The 24,227-nt window shown below is 71.0% G+C and carries 19 protein-coding genes; 6 read left to right on the top strand and 13 right to left on the bottom strand.

The window, feature by feature from the left end; genetic code table 11:
• Positions 1-36: 36 nt before the first annotated feature.
• From ABUW04_RS28080 to ABUW04_RS28070, 3 genes are all read right to left on the bottom strand, one after another.
• The gene (locus ABUW04_RS28080) at positions 37-1,203 is read right to left on the bottom strand and encodes an alkaline phosphatase family protein (RefSeq protein ID WP_380567115.1); all 1,167 of its coding nucleotides are present in this window, start codon (positions 1,201-1,203) and stop codon (positions 37-39) included.
• A 90-nt stretch (positions 1,204-1,293) separates the two neighbouring features.
• Positions 1,294-1,884, bottom strand: a complete 591-nt coding sequence (locus ABUW04_RS28075; protein WP_030259018.1) for a DUF5998 family protein — start codon at positions 1,882-1,884, stop codon at positions 1,294-1,296.
• A gap of 78 nt (positions 1,885-1,962) precedes the next feature.
• Positions 1,963-4,713 carry a bifunctional acetate--CoA ligase family protein/GNAT family N-acetyltransferase gene (locus ABUW04_RS28070; protein ID WP_380567113.1) on the bottom strand — a complete coding sequence of 917 codons (2,751 nt, stop codon included), beginning with the start codon at positions 4,711-4,713 and terminating at the stop codon, positions 1,963-1,965.
• Positions 4,714-4,938: 225 nt separating this feature from the next.
• On the opposite strand from ABUW04_RS28070, the gene ABUW04_RS28065 reads away from it, so the two are divergent.
• From ABUW04_RS28065 to ABUW04_RS28050, 4 genes are all read left to right on the top strand, one after another.
• Positions 4,939-5,217, top strand: coding sequence for an HPr family phosphocarrier protein (locus tag ABUW04_RS28065; protein WP_030259022.1), 279 nt, complete (start codon positions 4,939-4,941; stop codon positions 5,215-5,217).
• Positions 5,218-5,400: 183 nt separating this feature from the next.
• Entirely contained in the window at positions 5,401-7,185 is a 1,785-nt protein-coding gene (locus ABUW04_RS28060; RefSeq protein ID WP_380567112.1) for an AMP-binding protein, read from the top strand.
• Between the two features lie 244 nt (positions 7,186-7,429).
• Positions 7,430-8,581, top strand: coding sequence for an ATP-grasp domain-containing protein (locus ABUW04_RS28055; protein WP_380567111.1), 1,152 nt, complete (start codon positions 7,430-7,432; stop codon positions 8,579-8,581).
• The gene (locus tag ABUW04_RS28050) at positions 8,578-9,600 is read left to right on the top strand and encodes a phosphotransferase family protein (protein ID WP_380567110.1); all 1,023 of its coding nucleotides are present in this window, start codon (positions 8,578-8,580) and stop codon (positions 9,598-9,600) included. Before ABUW04_RS28055 ends, ABUW04_RS28050 begins: the two co-directional genes overlap by 4 nt.
• 40 nt (positions 9,601-9,640) lie before the next feature.
• Here the strand turns inward: ABUW04_RS28050 and ABUW04_RS28045 are convergent, their stop codons facing one another.
• Entirely contained in the window at positions 9,641-10,279 is a 639-nt protein-coding gene (locus ABUW04_RS28045; protein ID WP_380567109.1) for an MBL fold metallo-hydrolase, read from the bottom strand.
• Complete coding sequence (locus ABUW04_RS28040; RefSeq protein WP_380567108.1) at positions 10,279-11,364, bottom strand: S-(hydroxymethyl)mycothiol dehydrogenase; 1,086 nt, start codon at positions 11,362-11,364, stop codon at positions 10,279-10,281. The genes ABUW04_RS28045 and ABUW04_RS28040 overlap by 1 nt, the downstream gene beginning before the upstream one ends.
• Positions 11,365-11,552: 188 nt before the next feature.
• Between ABUW04_RS28040 and ABUW04_RS28035 the strand changes: the two genes are divergently transcribed.
• Positions 11,553-13,076 (top strand): M48 family metalloprotease, encoded by a 1,524-nt coding sequence (locus ABUW04_RS28035; protein ID WP_380567106.1) that lies wholly within the window; start codon positions 11,553-11,555, stop codon positions 13,074-13,076.
• A gap of 25 nt (positions 13,077-13,101) precedes the next feature.
• On the opposite strand, the gene ABUW04_RS28030 is transcribed toward ABUW04_RS28035, so the two are convergent.
• From ABUW04_RS28030 to ABUW04_RS27995, 8 genes are all read right to left on the bottom strand, one after another.
• A complete protein-coding gene (locus ABUW04_RS28030; RefSeq protein WP_380567105.1) occupies positions 13,102-14,004 on the bottom strand; it encodes a nucleotidyl transferase AbiEii/AbiGii toxin family protein in 903 nt (300 codons plus the stop codon).
• Positions 14,004-14,591 carry a type IV toxin-antitoxin system AbiEi family antitoxin domain-containing protein gene (locus ABUW04_RS28025; RefSeq protein ID WP_380567103.1) on the bottom strand — a complete coding sequence of 196 codons (588 nt, stop codon included), beginning with the start codon at positions 14,589-14,591 and terminating at the stop codon, positions 14,004-14,006. The genes ABUW04_RS28030 and ABUW04_RS28025 overlap by 1 nt, the downstream gene beginning before the upstream one ends.
• Before the next feature lie 135 nt (positions 14,592-14,726).
• On the bottom strand, positions 14,727-16,934 hold the full coding sequence (locus tag ABUW04_RS28020; RefSeq protein WP_380567101.1) for a hypothetical protein: 2,208 nt from the start codon (positions 16,932-16,934) through the stop codon (positions 14,727-14,729).
• Between the two features lie 7 nt (positions 16,935-16,941).
• Positions 16,942-17,802, bottom strand: coding sequence for a hypothetical protein (locus ABUW04_RS28015; protein WP_380567099.1), 861 nt, complete (start codon positions 17,800-17,802; stop codon positions 16,942-16,944).
• A gap of 26 nt (positions 17,803-17,828) precedes the next feature.
• On the bottom strand, positions 17,829-18,668 hold the full coding sequence (locus ABUW04_RS28010) for a vWA domain-containing protein (RefSeq protein WP_380567097.1): 840 nt from the start codon (positions 18,666-18,668) through the stop codon (positions 17,829-17,831).
• Positions 18,669-18,891: 223 nt separating this feature from the next.
• The gene (locus tag ABUW04_RS28005; protein ID WP_380567095.1) at positions 18,892-20,085 is read right to left on the bottom strand and encodes an RtcB family protein; all 1,194 of its coding nucleotides are present in this window, start codon (positions 20,083-20,085) and stop codon (positions 18,892-18,894) included.
• Between the two features lie 334 nt (positions 20,086-20,419).
• A complete protein-coding gene (locus ABUW04_RS28000) occupies positions 20,420-21,946 on the bottom strand; it encodes an MFS transporter (protein WP_030259039.1) in 1,527 nt (508 codons plus the stop codon).
• 118 nt (positions 21,947-22,064) lie between these two features.
• Positions 22,065-22,736 (bottom strand): TetR/AcrR family transcriptional regulator, encoded by a 672-nt coding sequence (locus ABUW04_RS27995; protein ID WP_030259042.1) that lies wholly within the window; start codon positions 22,734-22,736, stop codon positions 22,065-22,067.
• A gap of 219 nt (positions 22,737-22,955) precedes the next feature.
• On the opposite strand from ABUW04_RS27995, the gene ABUW04_RS27990 reads away from it, so the two are divergent.
• A complete protein-coding gene (locus ABUW04_RS27990) occupies positions 22,956-24,224 on the top strand; it encodes an MFS transporter (RefSeq protein WP_380567093.1) in 1,269 nt (422 codons plus the stop codon).
• Positions 24,225-24,227: the final 3 nt, after the last annotated feature.

The following is a 24,227-nucleotide window of genomic DNA, read 5'->3' as shown; positions in this document are numbered from 1 at the left end:
AAACCTTTCAGTGATTCGGTACGGGGAGGGGGCGGTTCAGCGCCGGACTTCGAGCAGTGGGACCAGCTGTTCGGCCGGGGTCATCGAGCCGTGCAGACCGACCATCGCGGACTCCCCCGGCTCGCGGCGGGTGGCGATCACCGCGATGTCGGCACTGGCGGCGGCGACCACGTCGCCGATCCGCCCGTACACCCGCTCGTCGACCACCGGGCCGAACCAACCGGCGGCGATGGCCTGGTCGCGTCCGGCGATCCACATCCGGTCGCCGAGGCGCTCGCGCCACACGGCGAGCAGGTCGGCCTCGGCGCCGGGGTGCGCGTAGAGGTGCCGGGCCCGGCCCTCGCCGCCGAGCAGCAGCAGGCCCGAGCGCAGGTCGGGCTCCTCGTCCACGTCGACGCGGTCGGCCGGGGCGACGTCGAGCATGCCGTGGTCCGCGGTGACGTAGAGCGCCGAGCGCGGCGGCAGCTGTTCGGCGAGCCGCTGGGCCAGCCGGTCCACGGCCATCAGCTGGCCGCGCCAGGCGTCGGAGTCCACGCCGTAGCGGTGGCCCATGGCGTCGAGCTCGCTGTAGTACGTGTAGACCAGGGTCCGGTCGGCGCTGCCCAGGCACTGGGCGGCCAGGTCCATCCGCTCCTCGCCGGGGAGCATGCCGTGGAAGGCGCCACCGGACAGGGCGACCTCGGTGAGCGGGGTGAACTCGAACTTCGGCGAGGACACCTGGAAGGTCGCCACACCGGCCCGCTCGGCCAGCCGGAACACCGGGGGGTGCGGCTGCCAGGTGCGCGGGCTGACGTGCGGCTGCCAGCGCAGTTGGTTCATCAGCCGGCGCTCGCCGGGGATGCGCACCATGTATCCGGCCAGGCCGTGGCGGCCCGGGGGCAGCCCGGTGCCGACCGAGGCCAGGCTGGTGGCGGTGGTGGCCGGGAAGCCGGTGGTCATCGGACGGCCGCTGCCGCCCAGGGAGCTGCCGAGCAGCGAGTTGAGGAACGGGGCCTCGGCGGGGTGGGCCCGCAGCTGCTCCCAGCCGAGTCCGTCCACCAGGAACACGCAGACCCGGTCGGCCGGGGCCAGCACCAGGCCGGTGTCCGGGGCGTCCGGGATGCCGAGGCCCTTGGCCAGGGCGGGCAGCAGGTCGCTGAGGGCGCCGCTGCCGTAGGCGGGGACGGGCGCGTCGGCGGGATCGAGTATCGCGGTGGAGGTCATCGGGTCTTTGCTGGGAGGCGGCGGCTGGACGGTGGTGCGCAAGGCGGGGTCTCAGGGCGGGGCCCGCGGGGCGGGCGCCGGAACGGCGGGTCAGCCGCCGGCGGCCACCGTGGCCTCGGAAAGGGCGTGCGCGAAGGTGAGCGCCTGGGAGACCGTCTCCGGACCGTCGCCCGCCTCGCTGACCCGCAGTGACAGGTCGTCGGCGGTCGAGGAGCCGGTGTAGCCGTGGTCGGCCTCGCAGTTGGGGTCGCCGCAGGCGGCGGGCTCCAGGTCGATCCGGGAGACGGCGCCCCAACCGATCGTCAGCACCACCTCGCGGGGCAGCTGGCCCCGGGTGTAGGTCTCCGGGTTGGCGACCACGCGGCTGACCACCACGGAGGAGATCCGGTCGATCCGGACGCTCTCGGTGGAGGTGGTCGCGTACGGCACCGGCGAGCTGTCGTCGGCGCCCTGCTCGTCGGTGTGGCTGACGATGAATCGGCTGTCGGTGAGGACCAGCACGGTGACGTGGCGACGGACCTCGTTGGCGTCGAAGGTCGTCTCCTGGTGCACCAGGAAGGCGGTGACGGGCTCGGCTCCGACCGCGGACTCGACGGCCTCGATGACGAGGGTCGGGTAGTAGCCGCTGCGCTCGATCGCGGAGCGCAGCCCCTGGGTGGTGGTCATACCGGTCTTCGCCATGCCTCCATCCTGGCACGTACTGCTGACACTGTGCGCCACCGCGCCCGGTCTGTCGGTGCCCGCCGTACGAGCGGGCCGCTACTGGCCGAGGGCCCGCGGGCCGAGGTCGGTGCGGGCCGGGAGGTGGGCCAGCCGGACCGAGGCGCCGAGGACGGCGAGACCGTGCGGGGCGACCACCACCGGCTCCAGGGTCAGCGCGGCGACCTCGGGCAGGTCGTCGACCAGCTGGGACACCCGCAGCAGCAACTCCTCCAGGGCGTCGGTGTCGACAGGTTCGGCACCGCGCCAGCCGAACAGCAGCGGTGCCGCCTTGATCTCCCGGACCAGCCCGGCGACATCGCGGTCGGTGGCGGGGACGAGCCGGTGCGCCAGGTCGCCGAGGAGTTCGGAGGCGGCCCCGGCCAGGCCGAAGGAGAGGATGGCGCCGACGGCGGGGTCCACGGTGGCGGAGACGGTGGTGTCCACCCCGCGCGCGGCCATCGGCTGCACCACCAGCCGGGCGTCCGGGCCCAGCAGCGCGGTGGTCTCCCGGTGGGCCCGGCGCAGCTCGGTCTCGTTGGCCAGGTCCAGCCGGACGCTGCCCAGGTCGGGGCGGTGCCGCAGACCGGGGGCGGTGGCCTTGAGGGCGACCGGGTAGCCGAGTTCGGCGGCTGCCGTCACAGCTGACTGCTCGTCGGCGGCCGGGCGGGCGCAGAGCACCCGGATGCCGTAGTGCGCCAGCAGCTCGGCCGAGGCCGTCTCGTCCAGCCGCACCTCGGAGGCGCTGCTCAACGCGGTGGCGACCTGGCGTCGGGCCGGCGCCTCGGCGACTCCGTCCAGTTCGGGGATGCGGCCGGTGTCGGTGTTGGCCCGGCGCCAGGCGGAGTGCCGGACGGCGTGGGCCAGCGCGCGGACCGCGCGTTCGGGGCGGGGGTAGGCGGGAAGGCCGGGCCGCCCCAGCTCGGGCAGCGCCAGGTGGATCAGCAGCATCGGCTTGCCGGCGGCGGCGGCCCTGGTCGCGGCGGTGGCGAGGGCCTCGGCGACGCGGTCCAGGCCTGGCCCGCCCGCTCCTGGCCGGTCCGCCTCCAGCAGGCCCGAGCCGGGGAACCGGGGCAACTCGGCAACGCCGATCGGCGGGATGACCACGGCGACCACGACGTCGCTGTCGGTCCGGTCAACGGCGGCGGTCAGCCCCGCGGTGAAGTCCTCGGGGGTGGCGCTGGTGGTGAGGTCGACCGGCGGCAGCGGTCGCAGCCCGGCGCTGAGCGCCGCGTCATGCGTGAGCAGTCCGAGCGAGTCGGAGTTGCCGACGATCGCGATCCGGTCGCCGGCCGGCAGCGGCTGGTGGGCCAGCAGGTCGGCGGTGTCGTAGAGCTCGGTGATGGTGTCCACCCGGACCACCCCGGCCTGCTGGAACAGGGTGTCCACGGTGCTGTCGTCGATCCGGGTGACGGCGGCCGCATGGCCGGCCGGGACGCTTCCGGTGTGGCGGCCGCCCTTGATCACCACGATCGGCTTGTCGGCGGCGATCCGGCGGGCGATCCGGCTGAACTTGCGGGGGTTGCCGAAGGACTCCAGGTAGAGCAGGACGACCCGGGTGGCCTCGTCCTCCTCCCAGTACTGCAGCAGGTCGTTGCCGGAGACGTCGGCGCGGTTGCCTGCGGAGGCGAAAGAGGACAGGCCGAGGCCGCGCCGTTGCGCGGCCTCCAGCAGGGCGGCGCCGATGGCGCCGGACTGGCTGAAGACGCCGAGCGGGCCCCGGGCCGGGAGCTGCGGCGAGAGGGAGGCGTTGAGCCGGACCGCGGGGTCGGTGTTGAGCAGCCCGAAGGCGTTGGGGCCGATCACCCGCATCCCGGCGGCCCGGGCCTGGCGGACCAGGTCGCGCTGCCGGGCCCGTCCGGTGACGCCGGTCTCGGCGTAGCCAGCGGTCACCACGACCAGGCCCAGCACCCCGTGCGCCCCGCACTCGGCGACCACGGCCGGGACCTGGTCGGCGGGGACCGCGATCACCGCGAGGTCCACCGGGTCCGGCAGTTCGGCGAGGCTGCGGCGGAGCGGGACGCCGTCCAGCTCGTCGGAGTCGGCGTTGCGGTTGACGGCCTGGACCCGTCCGGTGAAACCACTGCCGAGCAGGTTGCGCAGGACGCTGCGGCCGACGCCGCCCGGGCCCCGGCCCGCGCCGATGACCGCGACCGAGCCGGGGGCCAGCAGCCGCTGGACGGACTGGGCCTCGGCGCGGTGCTCGCGGGAGCGCATCACCGCGAGGGACTGCTCGGTGGGCTCCAGGTCCAGTTCGAAGTGCATCACCCCGTCGGCGAAGCTGCGGTGCTGGGTGTAGCCGGCGTCGGTGAAGACCTTGCCCATCTTGCGGTTGTCCGGCAGCACCTCGGCGATGAAGCGGCGGATGCCGCGCTCCCTGGCGACCGCGGCGATGTGCTCCAGCAGCGCGGAGGCGACGCCGCGGCCCTGGTGGGCGTCCTGGACCAGGAAGGCTACCTCGGCGTCGGTTCCGTTCTCGGCCGGGCGGCCGGTCCCGTCGATGCGGTCGAAGCGGACCGTGGCGATGATCTCGTCGCGGACCAGCACCGCCAGGCCGACCCGGTTGACGTAGTCGTGGTGGGTGAATCGGCGCACGTCGCGGTCGGAGAGCCGGGGGTAGGGCGCGAAGAAGCGGAAGTACTTGGAGCGGTCCGAGACCTCGGTGTAGAAGGCGACCAGCCGGCCCGCGTCGTCCGGGGTGAGCGGGCGGATCCGGGCGGTCCCGCCGTCGCGCAGCACGATGTCCGCCTCCCAGTGGGCGGGGTAGGAGGGCGGCGCGTCCCCGGCGGGCGGGTCCTGCGTACTGGTCACGGGGTCAGGTTACGGGCTCCCCGGGCCGCCGGCCGCAGGATGCGCGGCGGGATGCGCGACGGCGGACCAGGCGGCAGGGTGGGGAGCAGCGGGGCCGTCCCGCCCGACCGGCGCAGGACCTTCGGCAGGGCCGGGACCTGCCGGGTTCATGCGAGAATGGTCTAGACAACTTGGACCACGAGATCCGGTTCGACCCGAGACTTGCCACCCGAAAGGCAGCGCATCATGGCTGAGCGCCACGTCACCATTGGCTGGGCCGAGGGCCTGCACGCCCGTCCCGCCTCCGTCTTCGTCCGTGCGGCCGGTGCCGTCGGCGTTCCGGTCACCATCTCCAAGGTCGGCGGCACCCCCGTCAACGCCGCCTCGATGCTGGCCCTGCTGGGCCTGGGCGCGCAGGGCGGCGAGGAGGTCGTGCTCGCCTCGGACGCCGAGGGCGCCGACGCCGCGCTGGACCGGATGGCCAAGCTCGTCAGCGAGGGCCTGGACGAGCTGCCCCCCGCCTGAACCGCTCCCGCCCCGGCCGGTCACGCGCCAGCGCCCGCTACGACCGGGGCCGGCGACCGGAAAGCCGCCTCCCCTCGCCCGGGGGCGGCTTTCCCGCGTGGTGCCCTTGACCCCCGGGGTGCGCTGCTGCGAACGTGCCGCCGAGGGACCGCAGTGCGGCGGGCCCCGGGGAGGGAGTGCACCGTGGCGGACAGCGCCGACCAGGAGTTCGCCTACCAGGAGTTCGCGTACCAGGAGTTCAAGGCCGCGCGGGACCATCTGCTGCGGCACCGCGGCGACCTCGACGGAGCCCGGGACTTCCCCCGTCCCCGCGCGGAGCACTTCAACTGGGCCCTGGACTGGTTCGACCGCGAGGCTGCCGGGAACGACGCCGTCGCCCTCCGGGTGGTCGACCTGGACGCCGACGGCGGCGTGCTGCGCGAGACCGCGCTGGGCTTCGCCGAGCTGAGCCGCCGTTCGGACCAGGTGGCCGGCTGGCTCGCCGCCCAGGGCGTCGGCCGCGGCGACCGGGTCCTGCTGCTGCTCGGCAACCGGGTCGCGCTGTGGGAGACCATGCTCGCCGCGATCAAACTCGGCGCCGTGGTCATCCCGGCGAGCACCCTGCTCTCCCCCGAGGACCTCGCCGACCGGGTGGCCCGCGGCGCGGTGCGCTTCGTCGTCGCCGAGGCGGCGCTGGTCGGCGGATTCGCCGCGGTCGACGGCCTGGGCACCGACTGGACCGGGATCACGGTCGACGGACCGGCCGAGCACTGGCTCCGCTACGAGGACGCCTACGCCCACGAGGGCGAGTTCCGGCCGTCCGGGACCACCCGGGCGGACGACCCGCTGCTGCTCTACTTCACCTCCGGCACCACCAGCAGTCCCAAGCTGGTGCAGCACACCCACCGCTCGTATCCGGTGGGTCACCTCTCCACGATGTACTGGATCGGGCTGCGCCCCGGCGACGTCCACCTCAATGTCTCCTCCCCCGGCTGGGCCAAGCACGCCTGGAGCAACTTCTTCGCGCCGTGGAACGCCGGGGCCGAGATCCTGATCGTCAATCAGCCGCGCTTCGCCGCGCGCCCCCTGCTGGACGCCATGGCACGGCTCGGGGTCACCTCCTTCTGCGCGCCGCCCACGGTGTGGCGGATGCTGGTGCTGGAGGACCTGACGCGGTGGAAGGTGCCGCTGCGCGAGCTGGTCGGGGCCGGCGAGCCGCTGAACCCGGAGATCATCGAACGGGTCCGGGACGCCTGGGGCGTGCTGCTGCGGGACGGCTTCGGCCAGACCGAGACCACCGCACAGGTGGGCAACCCGCCCGGGATCGAGGTCCGCCCCGGCTCGATGGGACTGCCGCTGCCCGGCTACGAGATCGCCCTGGTCGACCCGCTGACCGGCGCGGTCGTCACCGAACCCGGCGCCGAGGGCGAGATCTGCCTGCCGCTGGCGAGCGAGCCGCTCGGCCTGATGACGGGCTACCAGGACGACCCGGAGCGGCAGGCCGAGGCCACCGCCGGCGGTTTCTACCACACCGGGGACGTGGCCTTCCGCGAAGCCGACGGCTACGTCACCTACGTCGGTCGAACTGATGACGTGTTCAAGTCGAGCGATTACCGGATCTCGCCGTTCGAGCTGGAGAGCGTGCTGATCGAGCACCCCGCGGTGGCCGAGGCCGCCGTGGTCCCCTCGCCCGACCCGGTGCGGCTGTCGGTGCCCAAGGCCTACCTGGTGACCGCCCCCGGCCACGAACCGGACGCGGAGACCGCGCGCTCCGTCCTGGAGTTCGCCAGGGCCCGGCTGGCTCCCTACAAGCGGGTCCGACGGCTGGAGTTCGCGGCGCTGCCGAAGACGGTCTCCGGCAAGATCCGCAGGGTCGAACTGCGCGGGCGCGAGCACGATCTGCACGGCGGTCCGGAGGCCCCGGCGCGCGGTCCCGGCCGCGGCACGACCGAGTTCTGGGAGGAGGATTTCCCCCGGGAACAGCCCTGACCTCCGCCCTGTTGTGTTAACAACCGGTGACACAGCGGACGATGACGAATCTGCCACTCGCGCAACCACCCCCCGGCATGGTCTGATACGCCCACGACCCACGCGGCACAGACATTCCATGCCCCTGATGCACGTTCGGTCGCACCCGACCACGGCCATGGCCCCCGCCCTCACGGGCGCTGTGAACCTGTGTCACCACGAAGCCCTTCCACGTCCTGCCGGCCTTCGTCCTGGAGACACCGATTTGAACCACCCGCTGCGCATCTGGCTGAACCGGACCTACGCCGAGAACGCTTTCTTCATCGGCCTGTTGAGAGAGAACCGCGACGACGTCGAGCTGGAGATCCATGCCAGCCACGTCGACGCGGACTCGCCGGTGCTGAGGGCCGCCGACATCTCCTCACTGGAACCGGAACGGCTGTCACCCGCGGCGTACGTGGAGTTCGCCCTGGACTACTGCACCCGGCACGGCATCCAGCTGTTCCTGCCCCGGCTGCACCAGCACGCCGTCGCGACCCGGCGCGAGGACTTCGCCGCCGTGGGCACCACCGTGCTGAGCCCGCCGAGCGAGGCCATCGAGCTGTTCGACGACAAGGCGACGGCGTACGGCAAGCTGGCGGCGGCCGGTCTGCCGGTGCCGCCCTGGTGGCGGGTGCACGACGCGGACGAGCTGATGGCGGCCGTGGAGGAGATCGAGGCCGACGGCGGAAAGCCCTGCCTCAAGCCGGTGAGCGGCGCCGGCGGCGAGGGCTTCCGGGTGCTGTCGCGCAACCCCTTCTCGCTGGACCGGCTCGCCGGCGCGCCCAGCTGGTACGTGCCGCTGGAGCTGGTGGTCAAGGCGCTGGACGACGCGCCGCAGGAACGCCCGGTGGACTGGCTGGTGATGCCGCACCTGGCCGGACCCGAGGTGTCGGTGGACTGCCTGGCCGACCGGGACGGCCGGCTGCGCAGCGCGGTCGGCCGCAGCAAGGAGGGCCGCCGGCGCGGGTTCACCCTGGACCCGGCGTACCTGGAACCCACCGAACTGCTGGTGGAGACCTTCGGGCTGGCCTATCTGACCAATGTTCAGTTCCGGCACCACAACGGCGTCCCAATGCTGCTGGACATCAACACCCGGCCCTCCGGCGGCCTGCACCAGCTGTCCCGGTGCGGGGTGAACTTCCCCTGGGCGGCGATGCAGCTGGCGCTGGGCCAGGAGCCGACCAACATCGCCATCGGGCCGTCCTCGCTGGGCGAGGACTACACCCTGATATCGACGCCCTACCCGGCGCTGGCCCGGCAGCTGCCGATCCCGGCCCCGCGGCTCCCCTACGCCGAGGAGGCCACCGGTCAGGGACCGCGGCCGGCCCAGGGCCCGGTCACCCAGGTCACCGGGATCATCGCGGAATCGGTGTGAGCAGCCCCACCCAACGCCGGCTGACACCGGAGCAGGCGGCGGACCTGGTGCGGCGCTCGCTCGGTCCGGACCGCCGGGTGACCGGGGCGTCCCCGCTGAGCGGCGGCGGCTTCGCCGCGGTCTGGCGGGTCGACCTGGACGACGGCAGCGCCGTGGTGCTCAAGACCGCACCGCCGACCGGTGCGGTGCTGCTCCGCTACGAACAGGGGCTGCTGGCCGCGGAGGCGGAGTACTTCCGGCTGGTGCGGCACCAACTGGCCGGTGCCCCGGTCCCGGAGGTGCTGCACCTGGGCACCGACCGGGACCACTGCGACGGCGACTGGCTGGTGATGTCGCTGCTGCCGGGCACACCGCTCAGCGTGCTCCGCGACGGACCGGTCGCCGACGGCGCCGTCCGCTACGAACTGGGCCGGGTCCTGGCCCGGTTGCACACTCTGGACGGCCCCTTCTTCGGCTACCCCGGCGAGGGCCGCCGCTCCGCACCGACCTGGCGAGCCGCGTTCCTCGGGATCATCGACGACCTGCTCGACGACGCGGACCGGCTGGGCTCCGAACTCCCGGTGCCGGCGGCCGAGATCCGACGGACCATCAGCGCTGCCTCCGGCGTCCTGGACGAGGTGAAGCGGCCCACCCCGGTCCACTTCGACCTCTGGGACGGCAATGTGCTCGCCGAACCACGCCTGGACGGCGCCGGCCTGCGGCTTTCCGGGCTGGTGGACGGGGAGCGCTGGCTCTACGGCGACCCGCTGGTGGACTTCGTCTCACCGGTGCTCTTCGGCGCCATCGAGGAGGAGGACGGCCACCCGCTGCTGCGCGGCTACGCCTCGGTCGCCTCGGAACAGGGCGACTGGACCTGGGAGCCGGGGGCCGTGGCCCGGGTCCGGCTCTACCGGGCCTGGCTCTACCTGGTGATGAACGTGGAGATACCGACCCGCGGGCCGATGGCGGCCGAACACCGCACCGGCCTGGCCGGGCTGCTGAAGAAGGCGCTGGACGCGGTCGCCGAATCCTCGGGCTGACACCGCGTCCAGCGGCACGTTCTCCGGCGTTGCGGCGCCGTCAGTGTCCTCGGGCGATCCACTCCCCCAGCGACGGGGCCTCGGCGCCGATGGTGGTGCTGTCACCGTGGCCGGTGCGGACCACCGTCTGCGGCGGCAGCGTCAGCAGCCGGTCGCGGATCGAGTCGATGATGGTCGGGAAGTGCGAGTAGGAGCGTCCGGTGGCCCCCGGGCCGCCGTGGAACAGGGTGTCCCCGGAGAACAGCGCGCCCAGCTCCTCGCCGTACAGGCAGACCGCGCCGGGACTGTGGCCGGGGGTGTGCAGCACGGTGAGGGCGGTGCCGGCCACCTCGATCCGCTGTCCGTCCGTCAGGGTGCCGTCCGGAGCACGGTCCGGATGCGTCTGCTTCCACAGCGGGAGGTCGTCCGGGTGCAGCAGGATCGGCGCACCGGTACGCGCCGCCAGGGCCGGAGCGGCGTCGACGTGGTCGTTGTGGGCATGGCTGCAGACGATCGCCAGCAGCCGCCGCTGCCCCAGTGCCGCGGCGATGGCCTCGGCGTCGTGCGCCGCGTCGATCACCACCGCCTCGCGGTCGTCGCCGACGATCCAGACGTTGTTGTCGACCTCCCAGCTGCCGCCGTCGAGGTCGAAGGTGCCGGAGGTGACCAGGTGTTCGATCCGGGCGGAGGTGCCGGCCATCAGAAGACCACCACCGAGCGCAGCACCTCGCCCTTCTGCATCCGGGCGAACGCCTCCTCCACGCCGTCCAGCGGGATCGTCTCGGAGACGAAGGCGTCCAGGTCCAGCCGTCCCTGCAGATACAGGTCGATCAGCATCGGGAAGTCCCGGCTGGGAAGGCAGTCGCCGTACCAGGAGGATTTCAGCGAGCCGCCGCGGCCGAAGACGTCCAGCAGCGGCAGCTCCAGCGTCATCTCCGGGGTGGGCACACCGACCAGGACCACCGTGCCGGCCAGGTCGCGGGCGTAGAAGGCCTGCTTGTAGGTCTCCGGACGGCCGACCGCCTCGATGACCACATCGGCGCCGTTGCCGCCGGTCAGCTCGCGGACCGCCTCCACCGGGTCCGTGCTGCGGGAGTTGACGGAGTGGGTGGCGCCCAGACGCAGCGCCGTGGCCAGCTTGTTGTCGTCGATGTCCACCGCGATGATCCGCGCCGCCCCCGCCAGCCGGGCGCCCATCACCGCCGCGTTGCCGACCCCGCCGCAGCCGATGACCGCGACGGTGTCCCCGCGCGACACGTTCCCGGTGTTCATCGCCGCGCCCAGACCCGCCATCACCCCGCAGCCCAGCAGCCCGGCCGCGGCCGGCGAGGCGGCCGGATCCACCTTGGTGCACTGGCCGGCCGCGACCAGGGTCTTCTCCACGAAGGCCCCGATCCCCAGGGCCGGGGACAGCTCCGTGCCGTCCTCCAGCGTCATCCTCTGCCCGGCGTTGTGCGTGTTGAAGCAGTACTGCGGCCGCCCGCGCCGACAGGCACGGCACTGGCCGCAGACCGCACGCCAGTTGAGGATCACGAAATCCCCGGGCGCCACCTCGGTGACGCCCGCGCCCACGGTCTCCACGATCCCGGCGGCCTCGTGCCCCAGCAGGAACGGGAAGTCGTCGTTGATGCCCCCCTCGCGGTAGTGCAGATCGGTGTGGCACACACCGCAGGCCTGCACCCGCACCACGGCCTCGCCCGGCCCGGGGTCGGGCACGACCACGGTCTCGATCCGGACCGGCGCGCCCTTGCCCGGGGCGATCACTCCGCGTACACGCTGGGGCATGGTGCTGACTCCCTCTGTCGTCTTCGGCAGTACCGCTGCAGGGTGCGGCCGGAAGAACCCGCCAGGATGGGTCCTCCCGGCCGCACCCCCACCCTGCCCGATACACCAGTCAACGCACCATCGCTGCGGCTCGTTACAATGCCCCGCGCCGTTCCTGGTGACGGCGCCCGACCGAAAGGGGCCGCAGCGTGCGCGCATCGCTACCCGCCGTCAGGGCGCTCGCGCTGCTCCTCGGCTTCTACCTGATCACCGTCGGCGCACTGGCCGCGATCGTGGGCCTGGACATCGGACTGACCGCCGCGTCGAACCACCAGGGCGGCCCGGCCCTGGTGGAGACCTGGGGAGTCAGCCTGGTACTGGCGTATCCGCTGGTCCGCGGCCTGCTCGTGGGACTCTCCGGCAGTCGCACGCGCCGGTCCGGAGTACGGGTCCGACCCGGGGACCAGCCACGGCTCTGGCAGCGGGTCGAACGGACGGCGCAGGCGATGGGCGTCCGACCGCCCGCCGAGATCTGGCTGGTCGACCACCCCCAGGCCGCGGTGTCACAGGACTCCCGGCTGCTGGGCCTCGTCCCGGGACGGCGGCGGATGGTCCTCGGCCTGCCCCTGCTGCACGGTCTGACCGCCTCCGAACTCGACGCGGTGGTCGCCCACGAGCTGGGCCACTTCGCCCACGGCGACACCCGGCTGAGCGCGCTGACCACCCGCAACCGCGCGGGCCTGCAGCAGGTGCTCAGCCGATACAGCAGCGAGGACGGCGGCCCGGGCCAGTGGCTCAACGGGGTCTTCGCCGGCTACGCCCGCTTCTGCCTGCGCAGCAGCCAGGCCACCGCCCGCCGGCAGGAACTCGCCGCCGACGCCGCGGCCGCACGGTTCGCGGGCCCGGACGCCCTGATCGGCGCGCTGCGGGCGACGGTGACCATGCCCCGGGCGCACCACGGCTACCTGATCGGATTCCGGGACATCGGCAGGGAGCTGGGACTGGCTCCGCAGGCGGACCAGGTCTACCCGGGATTCCAGGCCTTTCTGCAGACCGACTCCTGGCGGCAGGAGCGGGACCGGCTGACGGACGATCCGCCCCGGGAACGGCAGTCGCCCTACGACTCCCACCCGCCCATGGCCGAACGCATCGAGCGGCTGCGGCAGCTGCCCGCGCGCGATGCGTCCGCTGCGGACCCCACCCCCGCCCACACCCTGCTGGACCGCCCCACCGAGACCTGCGCCATGGTCGTCGCCTCCCGTCCCGGCGCGGCCGACCAGCGCGAGGTGGACTGGGACACCCTGGCGGCCGCCGCCGGCCGCGCCGAGCTGGACCGGGAGACCGCGGGCCTCCGCGACGCCGCCAGAGCCATCCTGCGACGCCGACCGGACCAGCTGCCGGCGCTCCTCGACGCCGTCGACGAGGGACGCTGGAAGGAGATCGCCGACTGGATGCCCCGCGAGGGCATGTCCCGCACCGTCAGCTCCGACGCCGGCCGCTCGATGACCGAGTCCGCCGCAGCCGACGCTCTCTACTCCTGGGCCCTGACCACACTGGTCGACCAGGACCGGGGCCGCTGGCTGCTCAACTGGGACCAGGGCCACCACCTCGACCTCGACCCCGGCCTCGACGCAACCCTCGGCCCCGCCCTGGACACCGCCCTCGATCCCGGAGCCCGGGACACCACACCCCTCCGCCGGCTCCTCCGTCTCGACCAGCAGGTCAGCCCTTGACGCAGACGACCTGCTTGAGCTCGCTCTATGGGCGCCAACGCCGAGCTACGGCATCCCACCGGCTCAGGTCAGCAGCACTGTCCAGAAGCGGATCGGCGAAGGAGACCACGGTCGTACAGACATCGTTGAACAGCAGTGGATAGGCGTCCCGATCGGCCTCCTGCTTGCGCCGCCAGGCCGCGTACGAGATCTGACGGCGCGCCGCCAGATCACGGATGACTCCGGACAGGGGCCTCAGTTCGATGCCCCGGTGCGCCGCGGTGCGCTCGACCGCGTCGCGGACCGTGGCACGCTCGAAGTCGTGCAGGCAGACCAGCCGGTACAGGTCCGCGTAGTCGCGGTCCCGGGTGTTGGTCGCACCGAGATCAATGGCAGTGGTGAGCTTCTCGGCAATCACCGTCTCCAGGGGGTAGCCAAGAATCTGGAACGGCTCCGCGTCGAACTGCTGTGGGTAGTCGATGCGTTGGGCCCGCGGCGTGATCGGGTCCCCGAAGCTGATGTCGAGCTGGAGCTTCAACTGCGCCCGACCGATCGCAGCGGGCATCGTCAGTCGTAGTCCGGCGTACTCCTCGTCCGTCCGGATCGCAGCGGTTTTGGTGCCGGCTGGGTCGAAGAGCACTCCATCGTCAAAGTGAAGTCCGGCCACCGCATTGATGCGCCGGATCACCTCGACCTCGTCACTGTCGAAGCATCGACCAAGCAGATCGATGTCCTGGGTGGCACGGCGCGCACCGAACTGGGCCAGCAGCAGGCCACCCTTGAGGACGAAGTGTTCACCGCCCTCGGAAGATTGGCTGAGGCGGAACAGGAAGCGTTCCAGGGTGTAGGCGAGCATCAGGCTCTGCGTGGAGCGTCCGTCTCGGCGCGCGAGGTTGCGCAGGTCGTTGAACACCCGGCCGGCCGTGCTGTCTCGGGTCGGGTTCGGCATCAGGCAAGCACCGCCTCGGCAGCGGAGCGCACGGCAGTCTCAACGCCGAGCGCGCGAGCGAGATCCAGGAGCGCGGGGATCTCCCGCCGCTCTGACCTGCGGACATATCGGCCAAGGGCATGCAGGGCCAGGGACTCACCGAACTGATGCCGCAACCGCATCACGTCCACCACCGATCGCGCCGCGCTGTATACGGGAACGAACTCGCCTGGGGCGGCCTCGAATTGCTCCATACCCAGCGCGAACGTAGCCGGATCGAAGCGGGCAACAACCGTGGGAGGGAACAGTATGGACGGCGTATGGGTCCCACGGGGCACCGCCAGCGTCACCGCCAACGGAACGTCGTCGATCAACTCATGCAGCGCCAAAGCCGACTCAGTGCAGATCACAGCGGCGGGAGCACGCAACGACACCGCCAAGAGGTCCAGATGAACCGACTCCGGCGCATCGGCGTCGCGATAGACGCCCCGGGACAGCTCCATGACCGCACCGGAGTCCCGCCAGGCGTAGAGATCCCGGGGCGCGATCCCGGCGGCCTTGGCCTGCGCGGTGGTGAAGGTAGGCCCCAAGCCAGCTACAGCTTTCATGTATCAAATCCTAGCCACCTCCGACCAACCTGGCAAGGAATCGAACGATGGTTCCCGAATGGCTGATGACAACTGTCCGCGGCCTGGGGGAGGACAGGCCCCGCCCCGCCCACTACCTGGAATGCCGGTCGTGGTCTACCGGCCGAGGTAGAGGAAGCGCAGGTAGCGCCCCGAGGACAGGGCCTTGCCTCGTAGCCGGAGCGTGTCGCGTGCAGCAGTGAGCAAACCGAGGTCCGCAGCGGCTGAGCGGATCTCCGCAACCCTACGGTCGAACTCGAGTTGTTGGGCACGAGCAGCACCGAGCGCCTGCTGGCTCTCATCGGCCAGTCGCGTACGGTCGCTCGCCACCCGCTCGGCCTCACCCTGTCGCTTCTTCTGCGCTTCGGCTTCGAGTACCTGGCGCCGGGATTTCAGAACCTGCTCCTTGAACGCGAAGTCACCGTTGATCCGGTTCTGCTGGTCGAACGGCAGAACGATGCGGCATGAGGCCTTCGCAGACGCCTCACAGTGCCTGCGCCAGCCATCGAGGGTGCTCGCCTTCTGCGGCCCGACCCCGGTGATCTTGAGCGCGCTGCCGTTTGCGGTGAGGAGCAGGGCGTTGGAGGAATTTGCGAAGGCGTTGCTACTCACGATTCGGATGCCGGTGAAGTCCGCAGCGGTGCGAATTCCGCGGGTTGCGAGATCGCGGATGGTCTTCGGCCCGATGCCAGGCAGTTGAGCACTGCTGATGGCGCACCGGCGGAGTTGTTGTTCGATGTAGGACAGTTGGAGAGGCACCAGCGCGCGCTCGATCGCCTGCTGTCGCTGAAGGGCCAAACCGGCGAGCTCCCGGTCGAGCTTCGCCACGGCCGCGTTCTTGTCGGACTCGATCCTGGCATGGCTCGTGTTCAGCTGATGGGTCAACTCGCGCTGCTGATCCGTGAGTCTCTGCAGCCGGGTGTTCTCGGCCTGCTCGTGTCGTGTCCGCTCGTGGTCAAGGCGGGCGTAGGAGGCGGCGGGGTTCTCGGCGAGAGCCAGCAGTTGGTTCAGGCTGCGCTGTTCGTTGCGCAGCGCGCGGCTCTCACGTCGTGTCCGGCGCCCGGTCACTGCACCCGCAGCGGCGAGGCCGGCCGTCCCCGCCAGCAGATCGATTTCCGGCCCGAGCCCCAGTAGGCCGACCGCAGCGAGTATCCAGGGCAGTAGAAGACCCAGAGGCATCAACATCGCCAGCAGGACATCGGCCGACCGGCGGCAGCGGTATCCGTCCCCGGCGAAGGCTTCCTGGGCCGTTGATGTTGTGGACTCGGCCGGTAGGTGTCCGTCCATCCACCGGGGCCGAGCCGAGGGTGCTGAACTGGTGCCCGGCCGGGTTCCGGTATGTGCCGTGGTCGGCTGCTGTGCACTGCTGGTCCGGGCGAGGAGCGTGTCCAGATCGGGCAGAACGTGCAGGGGCTGGGCGGCCAGAGTGCGAACCAGGTCGGCGAGGTTGCGTACGGAGGGGTCGGTGTGGCGTAGCAGGGCGGGAAAGCGTGATGACCCGGCCGGGTCCTTGAAGTCGTCCTCGGCCAGAATGAGGTACTCGCTGTCGGGTTCGTGGAGTTGGGCCCACAGTCCGGGGTCGGCCGCGAGCGCGACCAGGGACAGATAGATCACCCAGGAGGAGAAACGGTCCATGGCCGGACCGAAGTCGTCGGCGCCGCGCATGGGGGACTGGTAGTTGCGGTGACCCATCTCGGTACCCGGCAGGCCCGCCAGTGAGGGCACGTAGAGCCCGTCGTAATCGACCAGGCGCAGGGTGCTGTCGGGTGCTACCAGGAGGTTGCCGTGCTGCAGGTCCCCGTGGGCCATGCCCGCGCGGTGCAGGTCTACTGTGAGCGCGGCGAAGTGGTCGGCGAGCCCCGCGACGGTTCCGCGGCTCCGGTGGTTGGCCTCCAGCCACCTGGAGAGGCTGATGCCCTCGACCCACTCCATCTTGAGCAGCGGATACCACTGGCCCTCGACCAGGATGCCCTCGGGCAGGTAGTCGAATCCCATCTTCCAGGGCTGGGAGAGCGAGGCGACGGGCATGGTGGACAGGTGCTTGCTGATCTCGTGGTAACGGGTTTCCTGGTCCTTGACCTGTCGGGTGAAGCACTTCACCGCGTAGCGCCGACCGGAGGTGCTGGTGACGGAGAAGACGGAGGCGAAGTTTCCCGAGATGGGCCTGGGCAGACCAATCCTGTCCAGTGTCGGGGCGGCCCCCTTGAGATCGGGATGCCGGAAGCACAGCGCGGTGTTCTGCAGCGCGGCCGAGTACTGGCTCCCGTTGGGGAAAGCCCGTGGCGCAGTGGGCACGGGCTGCTGCTGCATGGGCTTGGTCGCCATCCCCGCGCTACTCCAGAATGTCGATGTGCACGAAGGTGACGTCGTCGTTGTGCAGGGTGCCGTCCGCACGCATCCGTGAGACCCAGTCCCGGAAGCCGTCCTGGTTGTTGGTCCTGCTGAGCTCGATCAGGGTCCACAGTGCGCTTTGGAGTTCATGCTTCGGGCCGTCGGCGAGAGCGAGGAACCACGCTGCCAGGGCATCGGTCATCAGGAAGAAGTCATCGTCGCGCCGGAAGTCGCCGCTGGTGAATCGCGTGCGCTCGGCGACCAGGGCAGTGTCGCGGTTCCTACTGCCCAGCAGGTCGGGGGTGGTCCCGAAAGCCTGCGCCGACTCAACCGGGAAACGCGTCACAACCTCGTGATCGCGTACCTGGAACAGGCAGGAGTCTCCCAGGGCCGCAGCGCGCCAACCCCACGGGGCCCGCGGTGGCCCATATGTGTCCGGCATTTCATCGGCCGATGCATGGTCGCCCTGAGGAGGCAAGTCGATACGAAAGGCCAGCAGTGTGGCGAACGCCCCGGATTCCAGTTTGGCCTGCTCGTACCACCGCAGCGGCCGGCCTGCCTCGGCACGCTGCTTGGTGTATTCCGCGAGCCATGGTTCCCATGAGTCGACCAGTTCAGTGACGAACCGGCTGTAGCTTCCGGTCGGACCGCCGAGGAGGTCGCGGTCGGCGAAGGCTTCTTGTGCGACTCGGTCTGCCAGCATCCGAGACCAGTCCTTGGCGAGCATGCTCTCCGAGGCACCGTCAGAGACCGCTGCCACCAATGGGATACCGGACACGATCGCCTGTGGGTCTGTGGGCGGCATGACGGCCTGGGCGTCTTCACACTCGGCGCTGCTGCTGCCCTGCTTGGGCAGCAGCATGGTGGTCACGCTCGCGCGAACCGGCTTCACCGCAACTCGGTGGCACGTGTGCCGATGTCGAGGAACTGCACGACTGAGCTGATGTCGGCGTTGTAGACGAACCCGCGGGTGGTCTCACCAACTCGATGCCCCTGAGAGGCCGCGTATGAGCGCATGTGGCTGGGGAGCACGCTCGACATGGCGAACAACAACCGTGAGTAAGTGTCCGGCAGCGCGGCATCAGACTCAGGGAAAGTGACGGCCTGGCCACCCGCGCCCGAGACATGCAGATTGAACAGCAGTGCCGCACCATCGGCGGTCGCCTGGGCACCGATCCCCGAGGCAGCGGCGACCGGGTCGCCGTCAGTGGACTCTCCGTCAGTAAGGTTGAGCACGATAGGCGGAAAGCCGCCCGGGTACTGCTGAACCCATCCGGCGACCAGGTTCTCGGCGTACCGCAGAGCCCGGTTCATGGGCGTACCGCCGTTGGCCACCGGTTCCATCCAGAGTGGGAAACTGACCGTGGTCTCCACGAGCCCGCCCGCCCCGTCCGGGACCTTCTTGGTCCGCTGGTCCACCCGCGCCGGATTGTCCGCGACCTGCGAGAGCGGCACCAGGTCCCGCCCGGAAAGTTCGCCGCTGAAGGCGGAACCCACGGTGGTGTGCCCATAACCGATCACCGCCACGTGGAAGTAGTCCCGCACCCCTTCTTCTTTCGCGCACTTGATGGACAGCTCGGTCAGCAGGCGATTGATCGCGTCGGCGACCACATCAGCCTTGCTTTGCGGCACCTCGCCACCGATCGAGTCGGACATCGAGGCGGACTGGTCCACCAGAAAGATGATGCATGTGGGGTTGGTGCGGCTGATCTCGGCTGTATACGCCATGCGATGGACTCCTGGGCTCACGAGAGGGTCAGCGGGGGTCCATGTCCCATCACCGCAGCCCGGCCCCCAGCGGGAGTATAAGTGCACTCAACTCCCCCTTGTATCACAGAGGTTGGCTGCTGTGCTGCATTGCTCTTTGCTCAACCCACATGGTCTCGTAAGTGCAGAGCCGTCGCGCTGGGCACCTCTCTCCTGGAGCGGTGCCCAGCTCGGCCACGCATTGTCAGCCCTTGACGCAGACGACCTGCTTGAGCTGGGCGACCACCTCGACCAGGTCGGTCTGCTGGGCCATCACCTTCTCGATCGGCTTGTAAGCGCCCGGGATCTCGTCCACGACGCCGGAGTCCTTGCGGCACTCCACGCCCCGGGTCTGCTCCTCCAGGTCCCGCACGCCGAACTTCCGCTTGGCCGCCGACCGGCTCATCTTCCGGCCTGCGCCGTGCGAGGCCGAGTTGAAGGCGCTGTCGTTGCCCAGGCCCTTGACGATGTAGGACCCCGTTCCCATCGAGCCCGGGATGATGCCGAAGTCCCCCGAGCCGGCCCGGATCGCTCCCTTACGGGTGACCAGCAGGTCCTGGCCGTCGTACCGCTCCTCGCTGACGTAGTTGTGGTGGCAGCTGATCACCTGGTCGAAGGCGACCTTCGCCTTGGGGAACTCCTTGCGGACGACGTCCTGGAACAGCGCCATCATCACCGCACGGTTGTGCTTGGCGTACTCCTGCGCCCAGAACAGGTCCTCGCGGTAGGCCCGCATCTGCGGTGTGTCCGCGATGAAGACCGCGAGGTCGCGGTCGACCAGGCCCTGGTTGTGGGCCAGGCCGTGGGCGATGCCCATGTGGTGCTCCGCCAGTTCCTTGCCGATGTTGCGCGAGCCGGAGTGCAGCATCAGCCAGACCGCGCCGGACTTGTCCGTGCAGACCTCGATGAAGTGGTTGCCCGACCCGAGCGTGCCCATCTGCTGCATCGCCCGCTCGCGACGCCACTTGACCGCGTCCGCGACGCCGTCGAAGCGGGTCCAGAAGTCGTCCCAGCCGCTGGTCGGGAAGGCGTGCAGCTTGCGCGGGTCGACCGGGTCGGAGTGCAGGCCGCGGCCGACCGGGATGGTCCGCTCGATGGCCGAACGCAGCCGGCCGAGGTTGTCGGGCAGGTCGCGGGCGGTGAGCGAGGTCTTGACCGCGCTCATCCCGCAGCCGATGTCGACGCCGACCGCGGCCGGGCAGACCGCGCCCTTCATGGCGATGACGGAGCCCACGGTGGCGCCCTTGCCGAGGTGCACGTCCGGCATCACGGCGAGGCCGGCGATCCAGGGCAGCGAGGAGATGTTCCGCAGCTGCTGCATGGCCTGGCCCTCGACGGTGGCCGGGTCCGTCCACATCCGGATCGGGACCCGGACGCCGGGTACTTCGGTGTACGACATGCTTGATCGACCTCCGCGGTCGGGGAGAGTTGAGACTACGTCAGAAGTGCGTCCTGACACGGACGCAGAGATGTACCGGCTAGCGCCTGGTACAGGCAGTGGAGGGGCGTCGCCCGGGGGAGGAGCAGGCGCTGAAACGCCCGCGGATCGACTCGACCCACATGGTGACCGCCTCCTCTCCACTGCCCACGGACCGGCGGTGGTGCCGGTCGCATGCACCATCTAGCCATGGCCGACCGCGGCGGCGCAAAGGGATATCGGGGCAGGCGGGAACGCAGCGGCCCCCGCCTCGAAGGAACGAGGCGGGGGCCGCTGCGTGGTTACTGAGTGTGCGTCAGTGCGCGATCACCGGGATGGAGGCCTCGCCGATCTCCTCGCCCGCGCCACCGGCCGGCGGGGCGACGGCGTCGCGCCCGGCGGTCACCAGGGTGGCGACGATGGCGGCCGAGACGAGCAGGATGCCGACGGCGAACCAGATCGCCATCACGTAGCCGTGCACCTGCGCCTGGGCGATCAGCCCCGGGGTGGTCGCGTGGTGCGACTTCCCCCAGCTGGTGGTGGCGTTGACGGCGATGGTGCTCAGCAGCGCCGTACCGATGGAGCCGCCGATCTGCTGCGAGGTGTTGATCATCGCCGAGGCGACGCCGGCGTCGCGCGGGGCGATCCGGTAGGTGGCCAGGCTCATGGCGGGCATGAACGCGGTACCCATGCCCAGACCCAGCAGCAGGAAGCCGGGGAGCAGCGTCCCGGCGTAGGAGCTGTTGACCGAGAGCTGGGTCAGGATCAGCATGCCGATCGCCGCGACCACGAAGCCGGGGCCCATCAGCAGCCGGGCCGGGACCCGGTTCATCAGGCGGGCGCCGATCTGGGTCGACCCGATGATCATGCCCGCGATCATCGGCAGGAACGCCACGCCGGTCATGACCGGCGAGTAGTTCTTGACCAGCTGCAGGTAGTACGTGAGGAAGAGGAACAGGCCGAACATGCCGATCACGGCCAGGCCCAGCGAGAGGTAGACGCCACCGCGGTTGCGGTCGGTGATGACCCGGAGCGGCAGCAGCGGTGCCTTGACCTTGCCCTCGACCACGACAAAGGCGGCGAGCAGCACGGCGGAGGCGATGAACATGCCGATGGTGATCGGGGCGCCCCAGCCGTCGCCGGGGGTGGAGGCCTTGGTGAAGCCGTACACCAGGGCGACCAGACCGGTGGTGGCGAGCAGCACGCCGGGGATGTCGAGGCGGTCGCGGTTGCGGCCCTCCTCGCGCTCGTGGATGTACAGGGCCGCGCCGACTGCCGCGACGATCGCGAAGGCGATGTTCACGAACAGGGCCCAGCGCCAGTTGACGTACTGGGTGAGCACACCGCCGAGGATCAGACCGACGGCGCCACCGGCGCCGGCGATGGCACCGAAGATGCCGAACGCCTGTGCGCGCTCCTTGGCCTCGGTGAAGGTGACGGCCAGCAGCGACAGGGCCGCGGGGGCCAGCAGTGCGCCGAAGACGCCCTGCAGGGCGCGGGCGCCGAGCAGCATGCCCTCGTTGACGGCGGCGCCGCCCAGGGCCGAGGCGGCGGCGAAGCCGATCAGGCCGAGGATGAAGGCGCGCTTGCGGCCCCAGAGGTCCGAGATGCGTCCGCCGAAGAGCAGCAGGCCACCGAAGGCGAGACTGTAGGCGGTGATCACCCACTGGCGGTTGGCGTCCGAGATGTGCAGGGAGGCCTGGGCGTGCGGCAGGGCGATGTTCACGACGGTGGCGTCGAGCACCACCATCAGCTGGGCGATGGCTATGAAGGCGAGCGCCTTCCAGCGCTGTGGATCGGGTTCGAGCGCGACGGGCTGAGCCGTCTGGTCTGTCTTGGACATGACTTTTCCCATGGCTGTGTAGGCATGTGTGAACTAGGGCCGGCACGCGGTGGTCGCGTGCCCGAGATCCGCCGCCGAGGTGCCGGCGGTTGTTGGTGCGATTCGGCTCAGCGAGTGGTCATTGCTGCGGGCCCGTCGGCACGGCGCACTGGCCGCGGAGGTCCTGCAGGGTGGCGGGCTGTCCCGGGAGGACGGAGCGCTGCGGTGCGCGCAGTCCGTCCAGGACCAGCTGGATGTACCGGTGGACGAATTGGACGTGCAGGAGGGGTGTCGTCCCCGGGAGCGGCCGGGCGATCTGCGAGGCCAGGATCATGACGTCGCCGGGGGCGACGTCGGTACGCAGTGTGCCGTCCGCCTGGGCTTCGTCGAAGAGCCGTTCGACCACGTTGTCGAGGCGGTTGCGGGCGGCCAGCAGCTCGGGGTCGTCGACGTCCATCCACTCCGAGAACATCGGGCAGAGGGCGCCGACCTTCCATTCCACCGCACCGTGGACGATCGCCTCGAGCGCCGCGAAGGCGTCGGGGGCCTCGGCGGCGATCGTCTCCGCCTCCTTGGCCATGGTGCCGAAGACGGACAGGACGACACTGCGGGCGAGTTCGCGCCGGTCGGGGAAGTGCCGGTAGAGCGTGGCATTGCCGATGCCTGCCCTGCGGGCGATCTCGTCCAGCGGTACGTCCGCCCCGAACTCGACGAACGCCTCCTGCGCCGCGGCGACGATGCGCTCGCGGTTGCGGGTGGCGTCCGCACGCAGGCGCGGGGTGCCGGGCTTGACGGCGGTCTGGCTGACCATGGTGGCGCTCCTCTACCTGCTCCGGGTCCTGGCGGACGACGGTCAACAACCGGGGATTTCCTCCCCGCTTCATTCAGTCAATCAGCTAAACGGGGAGGAGCTCCCCGGAAATCCCGCTATCGGGTGTGACCTGAGTCACATTCACAGCTGTCTCATATATCGATCGCTGGGTCCGCCAGTCGGACGGTAGGGTGCAGCCGACTCGGGAGGTCCAGACCAGTGACGGCAGAGGCGGCGGCAGCGGCGACGGAAGAGGCCACAGCGCAGGCGGGGACGCCCGAAGGGGTTGGCGGCGCGCTGACCCGGATCGGACGGGTGCTGCGGCGCCGTGACTTCCGCTGGTGGTTCGGCAGCCAGGTGCTCGGCGCCTCGGGAGCGGCGACCCAGGCCGTCGCCCTCTCCTGGGTGGTGCTGCAGAACACCGGCAACGCCTTCTGGCTCAGTGTGGTGACCGTGTGCACCTGGGGACCGATGCTGGCGCTCAGCCCCTGGGCCGGCGCCCTGGTCGACCGCCACGACCGCCGCCAGGTCCTGCTGGTGACCCAGTCACTGCTGCTGGTCAGCAGCCTGACCCTGGGCGTGCTGGCCGCCACCACCCGGCTGCCGCTGTGGCTGATGCTGGGCATGTCGCTGCTGGCCGGATCGGTCGGCGCGGTGGACGGCCCGGCCCGGCAGGTCTACATCGTGGACCTGGTCGGCCGGGAAGGGGTCGCCAGCGCGATCGGGCTGTGGGAGGTCGTGATCAACTCCTCCCGGGTGCTGGGACCGGCCTTCGGCGGCCTGCTGCTGGCCACCAGCGGTGCGGCCGGCTGCTTCCTGGCCAACGCCCTGACCTTCCTCGGCCCGCTCTTCGTGCTGTGGCGGCTGCAGCCCCAGTCCCACGAGAAGCTGGTGCGACCGCCGAAGCAGCCCCGGGCGATCCGCTCCGGCCTGCGCTACGCCTGGCGCACCCCGGTGGTCCGGGCCTGCCTGCCGATGGCCGCCGCCAGCGGCATGCTGTTCACCATGGGCATCGCGCTCACCCCGCTGGCCACCAGGTCACTGCACCTGGGCGGCGGCGGATACGGGGCGCTGATGGCCATGTTCGGGGTCGGCGCGCTGCCCGGAGCCCTGCTGGCGGCAGGCACCAGCACCCCCAGCGGCGCCCGGGTGCGGACGCTCTGCGTGGCCACCGGGGTGTGCGTGCTGCTGGTCGCCTGGTCCCCCACCCTGGTGCTGACCTTCGCCGCGATGGCGCTGACCGGCTTCGCCTCGATCTGGTTCATCGCCACCGCCAACACCCTGGTGCAGCTGCGCACCGAACCGGGGATGCTGGGCCGGGTGATGGGCCTGTGGAGCATGGCGCTGCCGGGAACCACCACCCTGACCGGCTTCCTGATCTCCGGCATCGGCGAGAGCCTCGGCGCCCGGGCCGGCTTCTCCTGCTCGGGCGTTGCTCTGCTGCTCTCCGCCCTGCTCGGCTGGCGCGCCCTCGCCGACCGCGGCTGAGCC

The organism is Streptacidiphilus jeojiensis, from assembly GCF_042510965.1.
In the GTDB taxonomy this organism is placed as follows: Bacteria; Actinomycetota; Actinomycetes; order Streptomycetales; family Streptomycetaceae; genus Streptacidiphilus; species Streptacidiphilus jeojiensis.
The sequence above is the reverse complement of the archived record's forward strand: the minus strand, read 5'-3'. Positions and strand labels throughout refer to the sequence as shown.